The organism is Serratia sp. GW822-FHT06E05 (assembly GCF_058799445.1).
In genome coordinates, this window is record NZ_JBXALM010000002.1 from 129,546 (window position 1) to 150,092 (window position 20,547).

Below are 20,547 nucleotides of genomic sequence, written 5' to 3' on the forward strand. Positions count from 1 at the left end.
TACTCTCATATGTTACATGGAGTTATGTTACAAATTGGCGTCTCGCAACAGGCGTTCAATCACCCGCTGGGCAGCGATCGCCTGCTCTCCGGCAGTTTCCGGCAGCGTTTGGTTACTGACGGAGGCCAGGAAATGACGGATCGCGCCGTCAAAACCGCGCTGCGCCAGCGTGGTTTGCCAGCCGGGTGCCGGCTGTTCCAGCACGCCTTGTGAATCTTCCCGCAGCCACTGACGCATATCGTTTACTTGATAGATTGCGCCGTCCGTTACCGCCTGTACGCTTTCGCGCTGGCTGCCGGCCCGACGATGCATACTGGTGGTCACCAGCATTTCTCCGCATTCAAAATGATGTTCGGCATAAACCAACTCACCGACATCGTTAATGCGCAGACTACCGCTAAGCCGTTGCCCAGGGTCGCCGCCAAACCACAGTGCGGTGTCCACCACGTGCAGGTAATCGTCCAGCAGGGTAAAGCGCGCATCGTTGGGTCCGACGCTGTCGGCACGATGTTTATCCATGCGAATCGACGCCGGTTGGTTCATATCCTGCTTCAACTGACGGTACAGCGGTGCAAAGCGACGGTTAAAGCCAACCATCAGCGCCTTGCCCTGTTTTTCAGCCAGAGCCAGTAGCTGTTCGCCCTGTTCCACAGTCTCCGCCAGCGGCTTGTCGACATAAACGTGAACGCCATATCGCAGCAGCTCGCCAATCACCTGAAAATGGCTGGCGGTGCTGCTGTGAACGAACACCGCATCACACTGCTGCGCCAGGCTGTCGAGCCCCGAAAAACAGGCCATGCGATAGCTGTCGCAAATGGGCTGTGCCTTTTGCTGATTCGGGGAGAAACCGCCGACTAACGTCCAGTCTGCCGCCTGGCTGAGGATCGGCAGATAAGCCTTTAGAGCAATACCGCCCAACCCCACCACGCCAACGCGTAATTTACTCATGCGATCCCCGCTCCAATAACGCCTGCACTTGCTGTTTAAGCTGCGCCACTTCGTTTTCCAGCGTACTCACTCGCTCGTGTAAATCGCTGTCATTGGCCGTTGATGCTTCCGCAGGTGCCTCGTCAATCTGGCCGCTGAACAAATGCATAAACCGGCTTTCACGTTTGCCCGGCTCCCGCGCCAGCCGCACCACAAAGGGGCCATCCTCACGCGCACTCAGTTGCGCCAGCACCTGCTCCACTTCGGTAACATCATTAAATTCATGCATGCGGTTGGTTCGGGTACGCAATTCCCCAGGAGTTTGTGCGCCACGCAGCAGTAAAGTGGCGATCACCGCCAATTCAGCGGCGCTCAGCTTGAGCTGACCAAACTCTGAATTGCAAAAACGCTGTTCATATTTGACCACCCGATTGCCGAAACCGCTCAGGGTGCGCAAAAAGTGTTTCTTTAACAGCAGATCCAGCACCTGCTGAACTTCGTTTTCAGCAAGATCCATCACCGGTTCGCGGTTGGTTTTCTGATTGCAGGCCAGGGTGATGGCATTGAGAGAAAGGGGATACTGGTCCGGGGTGGTTACCTGCTTTTCCAGCATGCAGCCAATTACCCTGGCTTCTTTAGCGCTTAATTCATATTTCATTATTTTGCCTCAGCGTGGCGGTAGCCATTCTTTATTGGTTAAAGCTGTCAGTACGTGATCCTGCCACTGCCCGTCGATCAGCAGATAATCCTTGGCATAACCCTCACGTTCGAATCCCAGGCGGGTCAGCAGTGCGCCGCTGCGCTGATTGTGCGGCATATAGTTAGCCATGATGCGGTGCATACGCTGCTGGCGCAGCATATAGCGGATGGAGGACTGCAACGCTTCAAACATCAGCCCCTGGCCCTGCCATTTCTCGGCCAGCGAATACCCGAGGAAACAAGCATGGAATGAGCCGCGCAGCACGTTGCTGAAGTTGGCCACGCCGCGCACTTCATTTTCTTCCGGATCGAGCAGGATAAAATAGTAGGCGCTGCCCTGCTTTTGCATTTCAGTGATCATCCCCAGCCGCGCTTGCCAGCCGGAAGGATAACAGTGGCTTTCATCCCGAACCGGTTCCCAGGGTTTAAGGAAGCTTCGGTTTTCGGCATAGTATTCCGCCAGCCGGTAGGCATCGCGTTCATGAACTAAACGGACAACCAGTCGGTCGGTGGTGAGGCGTACTTTTGGTGATGCAGAGCGGTAGCCAAACATCATTTCCCCCGCGGTCAGAACGGTTCGATAAGAAGTATTTATTGGGCGCACGTTTGGACAATAATCCGGCGACGAACCTATTCTGAGCCATTATTTCTCAACCATCGGCGCAGAACCGCACTTACCCTCATTTAATATAACCGCAGCCTGCCCCAGAGGTAAAATCCCGGTAGCTCAGTAAATAAGCGATTAGTCATTTTACGACTATTTTCGTGCCGTTTTGCCGTGCAGGTAACGTATTGACGATAAAAAAATATTATCTATCCCGCCCCTATCGGCAATACGGGATTGGGTACACACTAGAGCGGTTGCACTCCTCTCCCTCTTAATTGCTCGTGGTGAAGCATGTCTCTGGTATCGCAAGCGCGGAGCTTGGGTAAATATTTTCTATTACTCGATAATCTGTTGGTGGTTTTAGGCTTTTTTGTGGTCTTCCCGCTTATTTCGATTCGCTTTGTCGATCAGCTTGGCTGGGCGGCGGTGGTGGTCGGCGCAGCGCTGGGTTTACGCCAGTTGATCCAGCAAGGCCTGGGGATCTTTGGGGGCGCGATAGCCGACCGATTCGGCGCCAAACCGATGATTGTCACCGGCATGCTGATGCGCGCGGCAGGCTTCGCCACCATGGCGATGGCCGACCAACCCTGGATACTGTGGTTCTCCTGTGCCCTGTCCGCCCTCGGCGGCACGCTGTTTGATCCGCCGCGTACCGCATTGGTGATTAAGCTTACCCGCCCGCATGAACGCGGTCGTTTTTACTCCTTGTTGATGATGCAAGACAGCGCTGGTGCGGTCATCGGCGCCCTGATCGGCAGTTGGTTGCTGCAGTATGATTTCCACTTTGTCTGCTGGGTCGGTGCGGGCATTTTTGTGCTAGCGGCGGGCTGGAATGCCTGGTTGCTGCCGGCATACCGAATTTCTACCGTTCGAGCCCCCATGAAGGAAGGCATGATGCGTGTCCTGCGCGATCGCCGCTTCCTGACCTATGTACTGACCCTGACCGGTTACTACATGCTGTCGGTACAGGTGATGTTGATGCTGCCAATTGTCGTCAATGAAATCGCTGGTTCACCGACGGCGGTGAAATGGATGTATGCCATTGAGGCCGTACTGTCGCTGTCACTGCTCTACCCGATCGCGCGCTGGAGCGAAAAACGTTTCCGTCTGGAGCAGCGGCTGATGGCCGGGCTGTTGCTGATGACCCTCAGCCTGATCCCGGTCGGGCTGGCTACCAGTCTTCAGGGTGTATTTACCCTGATTTGCTGTTTCTATCTCGGCTCCATCATCGCCGAACCAGCGCGTGAAACCCTCAGTGCTTCGCTAGCGGATCCGCGCGCACGCGGCAGTTATATGGGATTCAGCCGGCTTGGTCTGGCGCTGGGCGGCGCTGTGGGTTATACCGGCGGCGGTTGGATGTACGACACCGGCCATGCGGTTGGCATGCCGGAACTGCCCTGGATACTGCTTGGCATCGTGGGACTGATAACCCTATTCGCCCTTTATTGGCAGTTCAATCCACGCAGCATCGCATCGGAAGCGCTGCCCGGCGGCTGAGATTTTTCTCTAAGTTGCCAGAAAATCAGCCGAATTACCCACAGCTGCTATCCTGATAGTAAAAACATAAACGGGAGAAGTTGGCGATGAGTGAAGAAGACAAATTACCGCAGCTGTTGGAACACATGGTACTGAACCTGCGCATGATCTACGCGCGGTCAACATTGGTAGAAAAAGCGCTGGCCCACGTCATCGCTGACAATGCCACTTTAAAGAGCGACATCATCAAACAGCTGCAGATAGTCAACGCCAGCAACGAGCGTGATAAAATCGATTTGGAAGAAGCACGCATGCATTTGATAGAAGTGATTAATTCCGTTCCGACAAAAAAATAATCCCTGCTTTGGCCCGCGCAGTCTGTACGGGCCAAACAACAATTACGCACCTTCCAGCAAGAACTTTTCGCGACAGCCTCAGTATGCTGTGATAACTATTGCTGTTGAAACCTGACAACCGGAGCAAGCATGAAACTGTTTATCTACGATCATTGCCCATTCTGCGTTAAAGCCCGCATGATTTTCGGCCTGAAAAACCTGCCCGTCCGCCTGGTCACCCTGCTCAACGATGATGAAGCAACGCCTGTCGGCATGATTGGCAAAAAAATGGCGCCGATTTTACAAAAGGATGACGGCAGCTATCTTCCTGAAAGCATGGATATCGTGCATTACGTTGATAACCTCGACGGCAAGCCGCTGCTGACCGGTAAAACCAACCCGGCGATCGCCGACTGGCTGCAACGGGTCGGTGGTTACAGCATCAACCTATTGCTGCCGCGCTTTGCCAATGCCGACTTCGAAGAGTTCGCCACTGACAGTGCACGCCAGTACTTTAGCGACAAAAAGCAGGCCTCGATCGGGGATTTTTCCGAGCACCTTGCTGACAGTGCCGATCTGATTGCCCAACTGGAGGACGACTTGCAAACACTTTCCGGCCTGGTGGTCTCCGCAGACGCGGTGAATGGCACGCTGTCGGAAGATGATATCCACCTGTTCCCCCTGCTGCGTTCGCTGTCGATCGTCGCCGGACTTACGCTGCCGGAAAACGTAGAAGCTTATCGCAACCGTATGGCGCAACGCAGTGACGTCCCACTGCTGTTCGATATGGAACAGTAACCCCCGCGATAAGGATATAGCGCGCAAATGTTGAAAATGGTGCTGGTCACTGCCCGCGATCGGGCACGGCTGAAAGAAATCTCCACCGTGCTGATCCGTTATGGATTGCAGGATGTGATTCGTCTGCTGGGTCTGAGCAATCTGTTAAGCGGTGCTGAAGGCAGCAGTGAAAGGCAAGACGGTCAAACATTGCCGCAGCGCCTGCGTGCGGCGCTGGAAGCCTTGGGGCCGACCTTTGTTAAGTTCGGCCAGATCCTGGCTACCCGTTCAGATCTGTTGGACGCAAGCTGGACCGACGAACTTGACCGTCTGCACAGTCAGGCAAGCACCCTTTCGTGGGAGCAACTGGCACCACAGATCCGGGCAGACTTGAAGGGTGACCCGCACAGCCTGTTCGCCGAATTTGACGAAACCCCGCTGGCCGCTGCCTCGATGGCGCAAATTTACCGCGCCCGCCTGCACAGCGGCGAAGCGGTGGTGATTAAAGTGTTACGTCCCGGCCTGGCAAAAACCATTCAAGCCGACTTGCGCCTGCTGACCTATCTGGCGGAAACCGTGGAGCAACAGAGCCCGGCGCTGGCCCGTTATCGTCCGCGGCAGATGGTCAGAGCCCTGGCAACCGCGCTGACGCATGAACTGGACCTGACTCACGAGGGTAACAACTGCGAACGGGTCGCCCAACAGTTTGCCCAGCAGCCCAACGTGGTCATTCCGAAGATTTACTGGCAATGGTCGTCTCAGCGCCTGCTGGTGCAGGAATTTCTACCGGGTATCGCACCGGAAAATCCGCAGCAACTGACGGCGGCAGGATTAGATGGCCCATTACTCGCTCAGCGCGGCGCACAGGCCTTTATGAAAATGGTGCTGGAGCACCGTCTTTATCATGCCGATCCGCATCCGGGTAACGTAATGGCGTTAGCGGATAATCGCGTCGGTTTTATCGATTTCGGTATGGTCGGGCAGCTTTCCGAACGGCGACGTAATCAATTGCTGCTGTTGCTGCAGGCCATCGCCGAACGAGAATCCGCCGGCATCGTCAACACCTTGATCGCCTGGTCGGACAGCGATCCCTTGGATCTGCTGGATCTGGAGTTGGCGGCGCAAAACTTTCTCGATAAACAGGCCTCTGCCACTCTCACACTGGGCAAGGCGCTGACCGATTTGTTGGTGATGGTGCGTGAGCATCAGTTGGCACTGCCGCCAGACCTGGTGTTGCTGTTCAAGGCGTTAATCACGGCCGACGGCGTGCTGCATCGGCTGGATCCCCATTTCGATATCATCGCCACCCTGAAACCTATGCTGCAACAGGTGATGCTGCAGCGTTATACCCCGGAGGCGGTACGTCGGCGCATGCTGGTATTGGGCGGCGAGGCATTGGACGCCAGTGAAGAGTTGCCGCAAACCTTGCGGCTGCTGATGCGCCGTCTCAAAGGCGGGAAAATCAGCGCCGATATCAACGTCAAGAATATTGATCAATTGAGCAAGGCACTGGAGCGAGCCGCCATCACCCTGGCCATTGCTATTGTCACCGCCGCTTTCGCGTTGGGCCTGGCGCCCTATCTGATGCACTCTTCCCTGCGGTTGTGGGGTATTCCACTGTTTCCGGCGCTGGGCGCGCTTGCCTGCCTGGGTGGTGTCTTGCTGCTGGTACTGCGTCTGCGGCGCTGAACAGTTTCAGCGTTATCCGATAGGTAGCCAGGCATTTCACGCGCACTATCACCCTGCTCGCTGACATCAACGGTTTCCTTCGCAGACAGCGAGCGTTTATAATGACAAATCAATAATCTGCAGCATTTTCGTTGGCAGTAGCTATGAGGCACACATGAAAAAGATCCTGATGGGCGCAGCCGCCCTGCTGTTCGCCGGCGCATTGGTCGGCTGCAATCAGCTGACCCAGTACACGCTCAGCGAGCAGGAAGTGAATGATTACCTGCAAAAGCACAACGATTACCAGAAGCAGATCGGCGTGCCAGGGCTCTTGGACGCCAATATCGTGCTGACTCAGCTAAAGAGCCAAATTGGGCGTAGCGAACCGGGCAAGGTTACCCTTTCCGGCGATGCGAAAGTGAATATCACTTCCATTCTGGGCCCGCAGACCGCGGACCTGAAGCTGACGCTGAAGGCGCAACCGGTGTATGACCGCGAGCAAGGCGCGGTGTTCCTCAAAGACATGGAGTTGACCGACTACAGCGTGCAGCCGGAGAAAATGCAGACGGTGATGAAGGCCCTGACCCCTTATCTGAACCAATCGCTGAAATCCTATTTCGATCAAAAGCCGGCTTATGTGCTGAACCCGGATAACAGTAAAACAGAAGCCATGGCCAAAAAACTGGCTAAAGGGTTGGAAGTGAAGCCGGGTGAACTGGTTATTCCGTTTACCGACTGACGCTGACACTAAAAAAACAAAAAGCCCGCTGTTAACGCGGGCTTGATATTTTTCAGACGTTAATACGCCGGAAAACGGTGAGATTATTGCGGTTCGCTGTAGGTGATTTTACCGGCGTTGCAGTCGAGGGTAACATTGTAGGTTTTATCCATTTTGGTGCCCCGTACCGTTAACGGCACCTGCCATACCGCGTCCTTGCCGGTAATCGCCTCCGGACTGATCCAGGCTATCGGGGTAGCGGTACCCAGCAGCTTTTTATCCGACTCCCAGCGCGTAATGCGGTTCTGCAGATAATCGCGTTTCACCTGAGCGGCGACGTCTGTAGGTTGCAGACCCGCGCATTGTGCCACCTTTGCGCTGCGTTGTTCCTGCGCCTGTACCGTGGTGGTAAAACCTACCGTGGCCAACAGTGCTACGGCCAAACTCAGTCCCGTTGCTTTCATATTCCCTCCAGTTGTGATTTACGCTACCCGCGGGCGCCTGCCCTTGGCTCACAACTGGTCTGGCAAAAGATCAGCGTTTGGCGAAGGTGATGACGAACAGCTCATCGAGCCCCGGATAGATTTCCTTGATCACCTGCTTCAGTTCGCTGAGCGACATGTTTTCTTGCTGGGCATGCTGCTCGGTTAACGCATCCAAACGCACCGGCGTAACCGACAGCACTTCAATCATGCAGAAGAAAACACCGTCTTCATTGCGGCTAACGCGTAAAACCTCACCGGGTTGAAAGTGAGACTCACTGGCGTCCCGAATGGTAATGGTCTTGCGCCCGGCCAAAATGTCTTGCTCAAAGCGAGTGAAGAAAGTTATTTCACGGCTCATTCTAGATCCTTTTTCATCACATTACCGCAACATAAGTCATTATGCTGCCTGCTTTTCTGACGCAGATCCCTCTTTTGGGGTAGCAGCAGGTTTTTCCGTTTTCACTTTAGCAGCTTTCTTCGGTGTTTCAGTCGGCGTCGCGCCGCGCAAAATCTGCCCCAGTGCGTCTTTATTTTCCGCCAGGAAGAAGCTCAGGCCTTCTCGCTGTTCGTCATCCAGCTCAAGCGGAGCCTGCTGCAGCCACTCACCCAGGCTGTCGGCCAGATCCAGCATTTTGTCGTAAGCGTCGGCTTCTTTCTTGGTCGCGAAAGTCATCTTTTCCTCACCGTTTCTCACCACCACATATTTAACTTCAACCGCCATGTGTGCATTCCTCAAAGGTTAGAATACTGTATTTATAACCAGTATAAGGTGATTATACGCAGGGATGCAAGCGCACCCCTGACGCGACTTATTTCAACAACCGCACCTTGCAGTTCTTACCCTTGATTTTGCCTTGCTGCAGCTGCTGCAGCGCCTTACGCGCGCTGGCCTTGCGGATCGCCACGTAGGCATGCACCGGGAACATGTCGATTTTACCCACTTCCGCCGCCGTCAACCCGGCCTCGCCGGTCAGTGCACCGAGAATATCGCCAGGACGGATCTTGGCTTTACGCCCGCCGTCGATGCACAGGGTGACCATTTCGGCTTCCAGCGTGGTGTTTCCCGCACCGCTTAACTCGGACACCGGGGCCCAGTTAACTCTGATCTGCAGATACTCTTCAATCGCATGCGCACGCGTCATTTCCTGTGGCGTACACAGGCTGATCGCCAGGCCGCTCAAGCCGGCACGGCCGGTACGGCCGATGCGGTGCACGTGCACTTCCGGATCGAACGCCAGCTCGTAGTTGACCACCAACTCCAGCTCTTTAATATCCAGACCGCGCGCAGCAACGTCAGTCGCTACCAGCACACGGCAGCTGCGGTTGGCAAAACGCACCAGCACCTGATCGCGATCGCGCTGTTCCAGATCGCCATGCAGCGCCAGGACATTAATGCCTCGCGCTTCCAGCGCTTCGTACACGCTCTGGCAATCGCGTTTGGTGTTGCAGAACACTACGCAAGAAGAAGGTTGGTAATGACGAATCGCCGACACCAATACCGCCGGGCGTTGATCGCGGGTCGTTTCGTAGAAACGTTGTTCGATGGTGGTTTGCTCTTCACCGTCGTCCACTTCCACATTCAACGGCTCGCGCTGCACGCGAGCGCTGATGCGTTCGATCCCGCTCGGATAGGTTGCGGAGAACAGCAGCGTCTGACGTTGCGGCGGCGTGTAGCTGATCACATCGTCGATATCGTCGGCAAAGCCCATGTCCAGCATGCGGTCGGCTTCGTCCAGCACCAGCACCTTCAGTTCATCCAGCACCAGCGTTTTCTTGCGCAGGTGTTCCTGAATACGCCCCGGCGTGCCCACCACAATATGCGGCGCGTGCACCAGCGAATCGAGCTGCGGCCCCATCGGTTGGCCCCCACACAGGGTCAGAATTTTGATGTTCTGAGTGAAGCGCGCCAGACGACGCAATTCTTTGCTCACCTGGTCCGCCAGCTCACGCGTCGGGCACAGGATCAGTGCCTGAGCGGCCACTTGGGAAACGTTGATTTTGTCCAGCAGGCCAATGCCGAACGCCGCCGTTTTACCGCTGCCGGTTTTTGCTTTGGCACGTACGTCCTGCCCTTTCAGGATGGCGGGCAATGCGGCAGCCTGCACCGGCGTCATTTCGGCATACCCCAGTTCGTTGAGGTTGGCCAACTGTTCGGCTGGCAGCGGCAGGGAAGAAAAAGAAACTGTGCTCACGGCGATAACTCTTATATGGCAAATGGAATGGCGGCGCGCCCACGGTAGCACCGAATCAACCGCAGATGATAACAGAGATAGTCAGGATTACGGATTTCACGCATAAAAAAAGCCATCAGTCGGGGTTTTACCCCAGAAACCGATAACGCGTTTGCCACCGGCTGCACACGCAAACGTTTTCGTTTATACTGCTCGCCTACAATCAGACCGCATTACTCTCCACAGATCCAGGTACGAGACTATGTTAACTATTGGAACCGCCCTGCGCCCCTCCGCCACCCGCGTTATGCTGCTCGGCTCCGGCGAGCTGGGTAAAGAAGTTGCCATCGAATGCCAGCGTTTGGGGCTGGAAGTGATTGCCGTAGATCGTTACGCCAATGCCCCGGCCATGCACGTCGCCCATCGCAGCCACGTTATTAACATGCTGGACGGCAACGCGCTGAAAGCCGTGATTGAACAGGAACGTCCTGATTACATCGTGCCGGAGATCGAAGCTATCGCTACCGGCATGCTGGTTGAACTGGAGCAGCAAGGGCACCGTGTGGTGCCGTGCGCAGAAGCGACGCGCCTGACCATGAACCGCGAAGGCATCCGTCGCCTGGCGGCAGAAACACTCGGCCTGCCGACCTCCAGCTACCGTTTTGCCGACGGTGAAGAAGCCTTCCGTCAGGCCGTCGACCAAATCGGCTACCCATGCATCATCAAACCTGTCATGAGCTCTTCCGGTAAGGGCCAAAGCCTGATCCGCAGCCCGGAGCAGCTGAAAACCGCCTGGGATTACGCCCAACAGGGTGGCCGTGCCGGCGGGGGACGGGTGATTGTCGAAGGCCTGGTGAAGTTCGATTTTGAAATCACTCTGCTGACCATCAGCGCCGTCGATGGCGTACATTTCTGCGCACCGATCGGACACCGTCAGGAAGACGGGGATTACCGTGAGTCCTGGCAGCCGCAGCAGATGAGCGAACTGGCGCTCAGCCGCGCGCAGGCCATTGCGGAAAACGTGGTGAAGGCACTGGGTGGATTTGGCCTGTTCGGCGTCGAGCTGTTTGTCTGTGGCGACGAAGTGATTTTCAGCGAGGTTTCACCGCGCCCACACGATACCGGCATGGTGACCCTGATTTCACAAGACCTGTCTGAATTTGCACTGCACGTGCGTGCTTTCCTCGGTCTGCCGATTGGCGCGATCCGTCAGTTCGGCCCTTCTGCCTCGGCGGTGATCCTGCCACAGCTTACCAGTAGCGACCTGCGTTTCAGCGGGCTGGATCGTGCACTGACCGGCCACAATCAGCTGCGTTTATTCGGCAAGCCGGAAATTGAAGGTCAACGTCGGATGGGCGTCGCGTTGGCGACAGCTGAAAATATCGAGTTGGCGGTAGAGTCGGCCAAGCAGGCTGCTGCTGCGGTGGTCATTGAAGGTTAAGGCTTTGGGGCCGGCTTGCCGGCCCCTGCAACATCAATAGTTTTCGTCTTCTTCCGAGTCGTCATCACCCTGGTCTTCCGGGCGTTCCTGATACTCTTCATCGTCATCTTCGTCATCGAACATCACGCTAACCTGGTCACCCTGATGTTTTTCACGGATTTCCTGCGCAACCCGTGCGATGGCTTCACCACTGCTCATGCCTTGTTCCATCAGCTGATGGATACGATCCGCAGCTTCCTGCTGCTCTAGATGGCTTAACGACGGCATACCTGCAAGCATGTGTTTCTCTCCGGTAAAATGGAGGGCGAGTATACCCCTTAAACCGGCGGATCCCAACGCCTGTTATTCAGCGGCCGGTTGTGAGCAATGATCGCCGTGTCGCCACTGTTTCAGGCGATGCAACCAGAGCATGACGTGCCAGCCCTGCTTAAGGCCGCGCGCGTTGGTGGACATTGCGCGATCGATACCGCGCTGGTAGAACTCATCGGTGATCCGGCACTGCGCCGCCAGTTCGGGCTCACGGCGAATGCTGTGACAAATTCCCAAGGCTTCACGGGTGATCTGCCAGTGAAAAGCAGGACGGATACTGATTTTCCGCGCATAGCGCTGGTTCAACGCCACCAGCATCTCCACTATTTTCATATAATGGCGTTGATATTCAACGTTGGCCTGGCCTGTCCGGCGACGGTTGCTGATCGATTTATCGTGCACTCGCTGGCGATACAACGTTTTACTGAGATATTTCACCCGCTGCGCATTAAACATCACCTCGGTGGTCCAGGGAATATCCTGGTGGTGCAAACCCGGTTCAAAATACAACCGATGCTGTTTAATAAAATCAAGGCGATATACCGCCAGCCAGACCACATGAATAAATTTTCTCGATTTGAGCGCACGTTCCAACCATTTCACTCCGCTAATAACGCCGGTGTCGCCCAAGCGGTTTTGCGGAATAATCGGTTGCAGTTCATCGTGGTCGGTGAAATAACGTTCACCGTTGCACTGCATGACATCCAATTGATTTTCTTCAGCCATTTCAATCAGAGTTGCATACATTTCCGGCGCCAGTAAATCATCCGCGTCGGGAAATGCCACATATTTTCCGCGTGCTACAGCCAACCCGGCATTGCGCGCACAGGATACGCCCGCATTGAGCTGGTCAATAACGGTAATATGAGGATGCCGTTGTGCATAGCGGTGGGCGATATCACCAGAGCCGTCGGTGGATCCGTCGTTGACGATGATCACCTCCAGGCGCCGCTCCTGTTGGGCTAACAGCGAGGCCAAAAACGGCTCAAACAGTTCACCCACGTTATGTAACGGGACGATGACACTCAGCATTAGGGGCATAGGCAGCTCTTCGCAAAAAGTAACGAATGAATATCTCTATTTTTTAAAAATATCAGGGTGCAATTAAATTAGAACGCAGTGCCCGGCGATAAAATGGGTATAAATGCGTCTTGTTACTGTTATAGTTTTATACGAAACGTGCTCTTTTTGGGTATTTATCGTCCGGGAACCGGTATTATCAGGCAATGTCATAAGTTCGCCTGATATTTTTGTGATCTCAATCAAAAGTAATAACGCAATAAAACTAATTACTAGGATTTAATTTATAAAACCCGATTCCAATGGATAAGATATATCCGAGTCATTAATTGATAACGCAGTTTTTAACATATTGGATTATAGTTGAAGTCGCAAAAAATGCTTCATTTGCAAATTTGTTGATTCATTGTTTATGTGAAGTGTGCTTTGTCCACACATGCCAGGACATGCGCCTATCGGCCGAATATGGCAGAATAGCCATCATAAACAGCCGCCCCGTCAGTCAGGTTTATTGAGGCCCATGAGCGCAACCGCACCCAATCTAAAATCTTTGCCCTATACCCCCACCACCCTGCTGGAGCTGTTTGCTCCCCTTGCTCAACAACCTTGGGCCATGTTGCTACACTCCGGCTTTGCCGAACATTCGCATAATCGTTTCGATATTTTGGTCGCGGCCCCCAAGGTCACTCTGACTACCCGAGGGCAAATCACAGAAATCTGCCGTGGGATGGAGGAGCAGCAATCACAGGAAGATCCTTTCCAGTTGCTGCAACAGCAGTTGGAACAACAAAACCAACATCCGGCAGCAAATACCGACTTGCCATTCCAGGGCGGCGCTCTGGGGCTATTCGGTTACGACCTGGGCCGCAGAGTGGAAAAACTGCCGCAAATGGCACAGGCGGATATCACCTTGCCGGACATGGCGGTTGGCATTTACGACTGGGCGCTGATTGCCGATCACCATAAGAAGACGCTAACGCTGCTCAGCTATGGCGATACTGAACAACGCTGGCAGTGGTTATGCAGTCAGCAATCTGAACCTCAGCAAGACTTCACCTTGACCAGCCGCTGGCAAGCCAACATGACACGGCAGCAATATGGTGAAAAATTCCAGCGCATCCAGCAGTATTTGCGTAGCGGCGATTGCTACCAAATCAATCTGGCTCAACGCTTTTCCGCAGATTATCAGGGCGATGAATGGCAAGCCTTTCAGCAACTGAACGTCAGCAATCGAGCCCCCTTCTCTGCCTTTTTACGTCTGCCGGACAACGCCGTACTGAGCGTTTCGCCCGAGCGTTTTTTGTGGCTGGAGAACCAGCAGATCCAAACCCGCCCTATCAAGGGCACGCTGCCGCGGCTGGCCGATGCCGAGCAAGATGCGCAGCAGGCGCAACGGTTAGCGAATTCCGCCAAAGATCGCGCGGAAAACCTGATGATTGTCGATCTGCTTCGCAACGATATCGGCCGCGTCGCCGAACCGGGCAGCGTCAAAGTTCCCGAACTGTTCGTGGTGGAGCCTTTCCCGGCGGTACATCATCTGGTCAGCACCATTACCGCCCTCCTGCCCGAACGCACGCCGGCAACTGAGCTGTTGCGCGCCTGCTTCCCGGGCGGATCTATTACCGGTGCGCCCAAGGTACGGGCGATGGAAATTATCGAAGAGCTGGAGCCACAGCGGCGTAACGCCTACTGCGGCAGTATCGGCTATATCAGCGCCTGTGGCACCATGGACACCAACATCACCATCCGCACTTTGTTCACCGAAAGTGGCCGCATTTACTGTTCGGCCGGTGGCGGCATCGTAGCCGACAGCCAGGAACAGGCGGAATACCAGGAGACTTTCGATAAAGTCGGCCGCATCCTACCGCAACTGGGGGAGTTTATCGCTTCGTGAGCCAACCGACTTATCCGACTTCGCTGGCGGCGTTTATCAGCCGCTTCCAGCTGCAATTGCCGCAGGCGTCACAGATTTCGCATAACGTTCGCCCTGCGGCGGTGCTGATACCCATTATCTGCCGGCCCGAGCCCACGCTGCTGCTCACCCGCCGTGCCGACTCACTACGAAAACATCCGGGCCAGGTGGCATTTCCCGGCGGTAAAACCGATGCCGAAGACGGCTCAGCGATTATTACCGCCCTGCGTGAAGCCCAGGAGGAAGTGGCAATCCCGCCCCAGGCGGTGACCATCCTTGGCCAACTGGCCCCGCTCGACAGCAGCACCGGTTTCCAGGTCACTCCGGTTGTCGGCCTGATCTCACCCGACGTGCAATTTAGCGCCAATGAAGATGAAGTGGCCGACGTTTTCGAAATGCCTTTGCACGAAGCGCTGACCCTCTCACGCTATTACCCGCTGGATATTCAGCGCGCCGGTCATTCGCACCGTATTTATCTCTCCTGGTATCAGAGTCAATTTGTCTGGGGATTGACCGCGGCAATCATTCGCCGCCTGGCGCAACAGGTCAGCATTTAGCCCCAATTCCGTGACGCCGATCACAAGCCAAACGGTTACCTGCACCAGCGGCACGGGTAAAGCGATCGGCATCACTTCATTTGTTTGCTTTTTCAACTACCGTTCTGGCTATCAGAGTTTTAAAAAAACTGTAAACCCTCTCTTCAACCTTACGAAATACCTGTAAAATACCGCCGTCCGGAATAAACCACTATTTCAGCAGGGTTTAAGCCGGCCGCGTTCAGCAGTGGAAGCTGGCGCGATTGCCATTAACCGAGTTTAGGTGGCGGCTGTTCTACGACTGGCCGAGCGCCTGCGGCAATCATAAACAGGACTGACACCAAGGATTATTTTATTTCATGCGAAAAAGGCAACCGAACCCGTACGGCCCTTTTACAATATCGCTGTTCCCTGCACGGTTTTTAACCGATGCAGCCATAACAATATGCCTCTAAGGAGTTTTAGCGTGATTAGCGTTTTCGACATGTTTAAGATCGGCATCGGCCCGTCCAGCTCTCATACGGTTGGACCGATGAAAGCCGGCAAACAGTTTGTCGACGATCTGGTAAATAAAGGCCTGATGCCTTCTATCACGCGTGTTGCCGTAGACGTTTACGGCTCACTCTCATTGACCGGTAAAGGTCACCATACCGATATCGCTATCATCCTCGGCCTGGCAGGCAACATGCCGGATACCGTTGATATCGATAGCATCCCGGGTTTTATTCGCGATGTAGAACAACGTCAAAGACTGATGCTGGCCAGCGGCCTGCATGAGGTAGATTTCCTGCGTGACGGCGGCATGGTGTTCCGCAGCGATAACCTGCCGCTGCATGAGAACGGCATGCAAATCCACGCCTTCGCCGGGGATAAACAAGTTTACAGCAAGACTTACTATTCTATCGGCGGTGGTTTTATCGTCGATGAAGAGAATTTCGGCAAAACCGATGCGCATGAATTGAGCGTTCCTTACCCGTTCAATTTTGCGCGTGAAATGCTGGAGCATTGTCGTGAAACCGGGCTGTCGCTGTCCGGCATGGTGATGCAGAACGAACTGGCGCTGCACAGCAAGCAGGAGATCGAAACCTACTTCGGCAATATCTGGCAGACCATGCGCGCCTGTATCGACCGTGGCCTGAACACCGAAGGCGTGCTGCCTGGTCCGCTGCGCGTACCGCGTCGTGCTTCCGCATTACGTCGCCTGCTGGTCTCTTCCGACAAATTGTCCAGCGATCCGATGAACGTCATTGACTGGGTCAATATGTTCGCGCTGGCGGTCAACGAAGAGAACGCCGCCGGTGGCCGCGTGGTCACCGCTCCAACCAACGGCGCCTGCGGCATCGTACCGGCCGTGCTGGCTTACTATGACCACTTTATCGAGTCCGTCAGCCCGGATATTTACATCCGTTACTTTATGGCGGCGGGCGCAGTCGGTGCTCTGTACAAAATGAACGCGTCTATCTCTGGCGCTGAAGTAGGCTGCCAAGGCGAAGTCGGCGTGGCCTGTTCCATGGCAGCGGCCGGTTTGGCCGAACTGCTGGGCGGCAGCCCGGAACAGGTTTGCATCGCGGCGGAAATTGGCATGGAGCACAACCTGGGGTTGACCTGTGACCCGGTTGCCGGTCAGGTTCAGGTGCCTTGCATCGAGCGTAATGCCATTGCTTCGGTGAAGGCGATCAACTCGGCGCGCATGGCGCTGCGCCGTACCAGTGAGCCTCGCGTGTCACTGGATAAGGTGATCGAGACCATGTATGAAACCGGTAAAGACATGAACGCTAAATACCGCGAAACCTCGCGTGGCGGTCTGGCAATAAAAGTGCAGTGCGATTAACCCCAAACCCCGCCTTTATGGCGGGGTTTTTCTTGCCAGAATTTGTTGATAATCAAATCGCTAACGCCAATTAAGTGACAATGTCACAGTAAAATATGTCGGCAACGTCACATCGATCCTGCGGTTAACCCACAATTTCCCCCTCTGTTTCGCCAAATTTAAATAATTTACTGGGTTACCATCACTCTTGTATAACGACAGGCTAGAATTAGCCGAGTATCATTTTGGACTGTTTGGCCTGACGGTGATTCTGGGCTGGCTTACCGAACAAGGATTTAGCGATGTTGATGACCCAACTTACCGTGACCAAATACCGCTATTACCGTTGGCTGCTAGCCGGGGCGGTCGGGTTGGCTATTCTACTGTTGTCGCTTTACACCCGCTATTATCAGGAAATCGGCACCATCGAACACAATCGACAGGTGCTTGCCAATCGCACCGTCGCCAAGATCAACAATCTGCTGCTGCCGGCTGAGCAACAGGCCAAACGCTCCATGCCCCTGCTGACCTCCACTTGTGAAACCGTCATGCCAACGCTGCGCTTTCGCGCCGCGCAAAACCAGGCACTTCGGGCAATGCTGCTGGTCAAGGATGGTGTTATTTACTGTTCCAGCCTGTTTGGTTCCCGCAAGTATGTTTTCAGCGCTATTTTGCCCGCAATAGCAAACGATGGCGCGAAGCTGGCGCTGCGCCCTTCGCTGTCGGTCGCCAAAGGCGTCCCCACCCTGATCATGTGGACGCCAGAGGCGGATAATGATCGCCGTAACGGCGTCTTGCACGTCTTTAATATTGAACTGCTGGCAAACTTTCTGCTCGAGCCTCAGGAGCCCTATGCGCAACGGGTGGTGCTGAACGTCGGAGATTACAGTTTGGAATACGGTCGCCGCGAGATCCTGCGCAGCGATAGCCTGACAACCGATTTGCGCTATACCGCAAAATCTACGCAATACCCGTTCTCTGTCTCGCTGTTCGGTCCTCAGGCCGGCATGCTGGCGCTGGCGGCGCTGCCGCGCCATGTTCCGCTGTCGTTACTAATCAGCCTACTGGCAGCCTACGTGGTGTACCTGCTCACCGCGAATCGCATGAGCCTTTCGTACCATATAGGACATGCCATTTCTCATCGCGAATTCCGCGTTTACTGTCAGCCGATCATCAACGCTGAAACCGGTCGCTGCGTTGGGGTTGAAACCCTGCTGCGCTGGAAAAACAAACGCCAGGGCTGGATCTCCCCCGACGTGTTCATCCCGTTGGCGGAACAGCATGGGTTAATCATTCCCCTGACCCGCTACCTGATGAGCACCGTGGTGGAAAATCTGCAGTTATTCCCGCCGCGTCCGTCGTTTTATATCAGCATCAACATCGCCGCCGAGCATTTCAACGCGGTGACCATCATCGATGACATTCGCCGTCTGTGGCTGCCTGCCGCGCCGATGCCGTCGCTGATGCTGGAGCTGACCGAACGCACCGCGCTGTCGGAAATTCAGTATGAGCAAATCAAAACGCTGAAGGAAATGGGCATTATGCTTGCGATCGATGACTTTGGCACCGGGCACAGCTCGCTCAGCTACCTGAAAAAACTCAGCCCGGACGTATTGAAGATCGATCGCGGGTTTACCGCCGCCATCGGTACCGATGCCATTAACGCCACGGTCACCGATACCATTATTACGTTGGCACAGCGTCTGAAATTAAAACTGGTGGCTGAAGGGGTAGAAACCGCCGAACAGGTTGAATACTTGCGCTCGCACGACGTGAATGCCCTGCAAGGCTTCTACTTTGCCAAGCCAATGCCAATCCATGTTTTCCCGCTGTGGCTACAGCAGTACGAATCGCGGTTACGGACGGGGAATCAGCGGGAAGAGCAAAAAGCAGGGCTGGAAAAAAAACCGGAGGCATGACGCCTCCGGCTTGCGTGTTACTGATGTTCCTCGTCGTGAGGATCCACTTTGGTGATGCGCACCAGCTCAATGCGGTACTCTGACACCTCAGTGACTTCGAAGCGCAGCCGGTTAAGCTCCACCACGTCACCCACCACCGGCATTTGGCCGTAATGGGCCAGCAGGAACCCAGCCAAGGTGGCGTAATCTGCCGTCGGGCTAACCAGATCTTCGCAGTTTAGCGCCTGCTCCAGCGAGTGCATATCGGCACCGCCTTTTACCAGCCAGCTGTCGGCTTCCACCACGATATCCGGCGTCTCGTCCTCATCGGGGAACTCACCGGCAATGGCTTCCAGCACGTCCAAAGGCGTCACCAGCCCCTGGACGACGCCGAACTCATTGGTGACCACCACCAGTCGCCCCTTGGCGCGACGCAGCACTGCCAACAGATTAATCACGTCCATGGTTTCCGGCACCACGATCGGCGGTGTACGCGCGGCAAACTCGGCGATGTCTTCGCCCCGTTCTACCGCCACCAGCAGATCCTTGGCGCGCACCACGCCGATAATTTCATCCAACGAGTCACGACAAACCGGGAACAGGCTGTGTGGAGTATCCAACAGCTGTTCGCGCACCTCTTCGCGGGAACGATCGCAATCCACCCATGAAATTTCGGTACGCGGCGTCATCACGCTACGCAGTGAACGCGAGGCCAGCGTCAACACGCCGCTGATCATATAGCGCTCTTCTTCCGCGAAGGTTTCATTCACCGGCAACGGTGCCGCTTCATCCGTCTGCTGCGCACGCTGTTGCCCCATCAGACGCATAATCGCCTCGGCGGTGCGTTCACGCATCGGGCGATGGGCCTGGTGCTTGATAAAGTTACGGCGCGCGATTTGGTTAAACAGCTCAATCAGGATCGAGAAGCCAATCGCAGCGTACAGATAGCCTTTCGGAATATGCATGCCAAAGCCTTCGGCGATCAGGCTCAAACCGATCATCAACAGGAAGCTCAGACACAGCACCACGATAGTCGGGTGCGCATTCACGAAGTTAGTCAGCGGTTTAGAGGCCACCAACATCACCACCATAGCGATAACCACGGCGGTCATCATCACCGGCAGGTCGTTCACCATCCCCACGGCGGTAATCACCGCGTCGAGCGAGAACACTGCGTCAAGGATCACAATTTGCACCACCACCGCCCAGAACTTGGCGTAACCGCGGTTGGCGCCATCCTGATGCGTCTGCCCTTCCAGCCGTTCGTGCAATTCCATGGTGGCCTTGAACAACAGGAAAACACCACCGAACAGCAGGATCAGATCGCGGCCGGAGAAGCTGAAGTCCGCGACGCTAAACAGCGGCGTGGTCAGCGTAACCATCCAGGAAATCACCGACAACAGGCCCAGACGCATAAACAGCGCCAGCGACAATCCGAGGATACGCGCTTTATCACGCTGCTTCGGCGGCAGCTTATCGGCCAAAATGGCGATAAACACCAGGTTGTCGATACCCAGTACAATTTCCAACACGACAAGTGTCAGTAACCCAGCCCAAATTGAGGGGTCCATTAAAAATTCCATATCAGACTCCGAAAAAAAGACAGGATTGCCGAGCTGTGCTCAGGCGTGAGAATGCCGACGCAGGATTAGCGCTGACAACAACAGCAAGATAACGGGATTGTAGTACCGGGGAATGGCCGAGCGGCCGTGTGATGTTTGCAACGCCAGCAGGTGGCGGGTGGAACCTTGAAAAACA

Annotated in this window: 20 protein-coding genes; 10 read left to right on the top strand and 10 right to left on the bottom strand. The window is 55.1% G+C overall.

Annotated features, from left to right (window positions below; all coding sequences use genetic code 11):
- Positions 1-27 precede the first annotated feature (27 nt).
- The 3 genes from AC1RKC_RS08200 to rimJ are packed head-to-tail and all read right to left on the bottom strand — an operon-like array spanning position 28 to position 2,179.
- Positions 28-948, bottom strand: coding sequence for a Gfo/Idh/MocA family protein (locus AC1RKC_RS08200; RefSeq protein WP_493092370.1), 921 nt, complete (start codon positions 946-948; stop codon positions 28-30).
- The gene (locus AC1RKC_RS08205; RefSeq protein ID WP_048760134.1) at positions 941-1,585 is read right to left on the bottom strand and encodes a YceH family protein; all 645 of its coding nucleotides are present in this window, start codon (positions 1,583-1,585) and stop codon (positions 941-943) included. Before AC1RKC_RS08205 ends, AC1RKC_RS08200 begins: the two co-directional genes overlap by 8 nt.
- A gap of 9 nt (positions 1,586-1,594) precedes the next feature.
- Positions 1,595-2,179, bottom strand: a complete 585-nt coding sequence (gene rimJ, locus AC1RKC_RS08210; RefSeq protein WP_020827282.1) for a ribosomal protein S5-alanine N-acetyltransferase — start codon at positions 2,177-2,179, stop codon at positions 1,595-1,597.
- Positions 2,180-2,524: 345 nt separating this feature from the next.
- On the opposite strand from rimJ, the gene mdtH reads away from it, so the two are divergent.
- The 5 genes from mdtH (at position 2,525) to AC1RKC_RS08235 (ending at position 7,228) form a co-directional block, all read left to right on the top strand.
- Complete coding sequence (mdtH, locus tag AC1RKC_RS08215; RefSeq protein WP_261447850.1) at positions 2,525-3,730, top strand: multidrug efflux MFS transporter MdtH; 1,206 nt, start codon at positions 2,525-2,527, stop codon at positions 3,728-3,730.
- A gap of 86 nt (positions 3,731-3,816) precedes the next feature.
- Positions 3,817-4,065: a hypothetical protein gene (locus tag AC1RKC_RS08220; protein ID WP_020827284.1), complete on the top strand. Its 249-nt coding sequence runs from the start codon at positions 3,817-3,819 to the stop codon at positions 4,063-4,065.
- A 129-nt stretch (positions 4,066-4,194) separates the two neighbouring features.
- Entirely contained in the window at positions 4,195-4,842 is a 648-nt protein-coding gene (grxB, locus tag AC1RKC_RS08225) for a glutaredoxin 2 (RefSeq protein WP_115058646.1), read from the top strand.
- Between the two features lie 27 nt (positions 4,843-4,869).
- Positions 4,870-6,510, top strand: coding sequence for an ABC1 kinase family protein (locus tag AC1RKC_RS08230; protein WP_493092369.1), 1,641 nt, complete (start codon positions 4,870-4,872; stop codon positions 6,508-6,510).
- 154 nt (positions 6,511-6,664) lie between these two features.
- A complete protein-coding gene (locus AC1RKC_RS08235) occupies positions 6,665-7,228 on the top strand; it encodes a lipoprotein (RefSeq protein WP_020827287.1) in 564 nt (187 codons plus the stop codon).
- 83 nt (positions 7,229-7,311) lie between these two features.
- Here the strand turns inward: AC1RKC_RS08235 and yebF are convergent, their stop codons facing one another.
- The 4 genes from yebF to dbpA all read right to left on the bottom strand — a co-directional run bounded on the left by yebF (position 7,312) and on the right by dbpA (position 9,884).
- A complete protein-coding gene (yebF, locus tag AC1RKC_RS08240; RefSeq protein ID WP_020827288.1) occupies positions 7,312-7,671 on the bottom strand; it encodes a protein YebF in 360 nt (119 codons plus the stop codon).
- Positions 7,672-7,741: 70 nt separating this feature from the next.
- Positions 7,742-8,050, bottom strand: coding sequence for a N(4)-acetylcytidine aminohydrolase (gene yqfB, locus AC1RKC_RS08245; RefSeq protein WP_020827289.1), 309 nt, complete (start codon positions 8,048-8,050; stop codon positions 7,742-7,744).
- A 39-nt stretch (positions 8,051-8,089) separates the two neighbouring features.
- On the bottom strand, positions 8,090-8,413 hold the full coding sequence (locus AC1RKC_RS08250) for a YebG family protein (protein ID WP_115058644.1): 324 nt from the start codon (positions 8,411-8,413) through the stop codon (positions 8,090-8,092).
- An 88-nt stretch (positions 8,414-8,501) separates the two neighbouring features.
- Positions 8,502-9,884: an ATP-dependent RNA helicase DbpA gene (dbpA, locus tag AC1RKC_RS08255; RefSeq protein ID WP_048760146.1), complete on the bottom strand. Its 1,383-nt coding sequence runs from the start codon at positions 9,882-9,884 to the stop codon at positions 8,502-8,504.
- Positions 9,885-10,125: 241 nt separating this feature from the next.
- On the opposite strand from dbpA, the gene purT reads away from it, so the two are divergent.
- Complete coding sequence (gene purT, locus AC1RKC_RS08260) at positions 10,126-11,304, top strand: formate-dependent phosphoribosylglycinamide formyltransferase (protein ID WP_176983455.1); 1,179 nt, start codon at positions 10,126-10,128, stop codon at positions 11,302-11,304.
- Between the two features lie 33 nt (positions 11,305-11,337).
- Here purT and AC1RKC_RS08265 read toward each other — a convergent pair whose 3' ends face one another.
- On the bottom strand, positions 11,338-11,583 hold the full coding sequence (locus tag AC1RKC_RS08265; RefSeq protein ID WP_044551884.1) for a YoaH family protein: 246 nt from the start codon (positions 11,581-11,583) through the stop codon (positions 11,338-11,340).
- Positions 11,584-11,646: 63 nt separating this feature from the next.
- Complete coding sequence (locus AC1RKC_RS08270) at positions 11,647-12,654, bottom strand: glycosyltransferase (RefSeq protein WP_115058642.1); 1,008 nt, start codon at positions 12,652-12,654, stop codon at positions 11,647-11,649.
- A 499-nt stretch (positions 12,655-13,153) separates the two neighbouring features.
- Between AC1RKC_RS08270 and pabB the strand changes: the two genes are divergently transcribed.
- From pabB to AC1RKC_RS08290, 4 genes are all read left to right on the top strand, one after another.
- Positions 13,154-14,527 (top strand): aminodeoxychorismate synthase component 1, encoded by a 1,374-nt coding sequence (gene pabB / locus AC1RKC_RS08275; RefSeq protein ID WP_493092367.1) that lies wholly within the window; start codon positions 13,154-13,156, stop codon positions 14,525-14,527.
- Positions 14,524-15,102, top strand: a complete 579-nt coding sequence (locus AC1RKC_RS08280; protein ID WP_046373330.1) for a CoA pyrophosphatase — start codon at positions 14,524-14,526, stop codon at positions 15,100-15,102. Before pabB ends, AC1RKC_RS08280 begins: the two co-directional genes overlap by 4 nt.
- 445 nt (positions 15,103-15,547) lie before the next feature.
- On the top strand, positions 15,548-16,912 hold the full coding sequence (gene sdaA, locus AC1RKC_RS08285) for an L-serine ammonia-lyase (RefSeq protein WP_493092366.1): 1,365 nt from the start codon (positions 15,548-15,550) through the stop codon (positions 16,910-16,912).
- Positions 16,913-17,193: 281 nt separating this feature from the next.
- The gene (locus AC1RKC_RS08290) at positions 17,194-18,810 is read left to right on the top strand and encodes an EAL domain-containing protein (RefSeq protein WP_493092365.1); all 1,617 of its coding nucleotides are present in this window, start codon (positions 17,194-17,196) and stop codon (positions 18,808-18,810) included.
- A gap of 17 nt (positions 18,811-18,827) precedes the next feature.
- Here the strand turns inward: AC1RKC_RS08290 and AC1RKC_RS08295 are convergent, their stop codons facing one another.
- Positions 18,828-20,372 (bottom strand): TerC family protein, encoded by a 1,545-nt coding sequence (locus AC1RKC_RS08295; RefSeq protein WP_262017343.1) that lies wholly within the window; start codon positions 20,370-20,372, stop codon positions 18,828-18,830.
- Between the last annotated feature and the right edge of the window lie 175 nt (positions 20,373-20,547).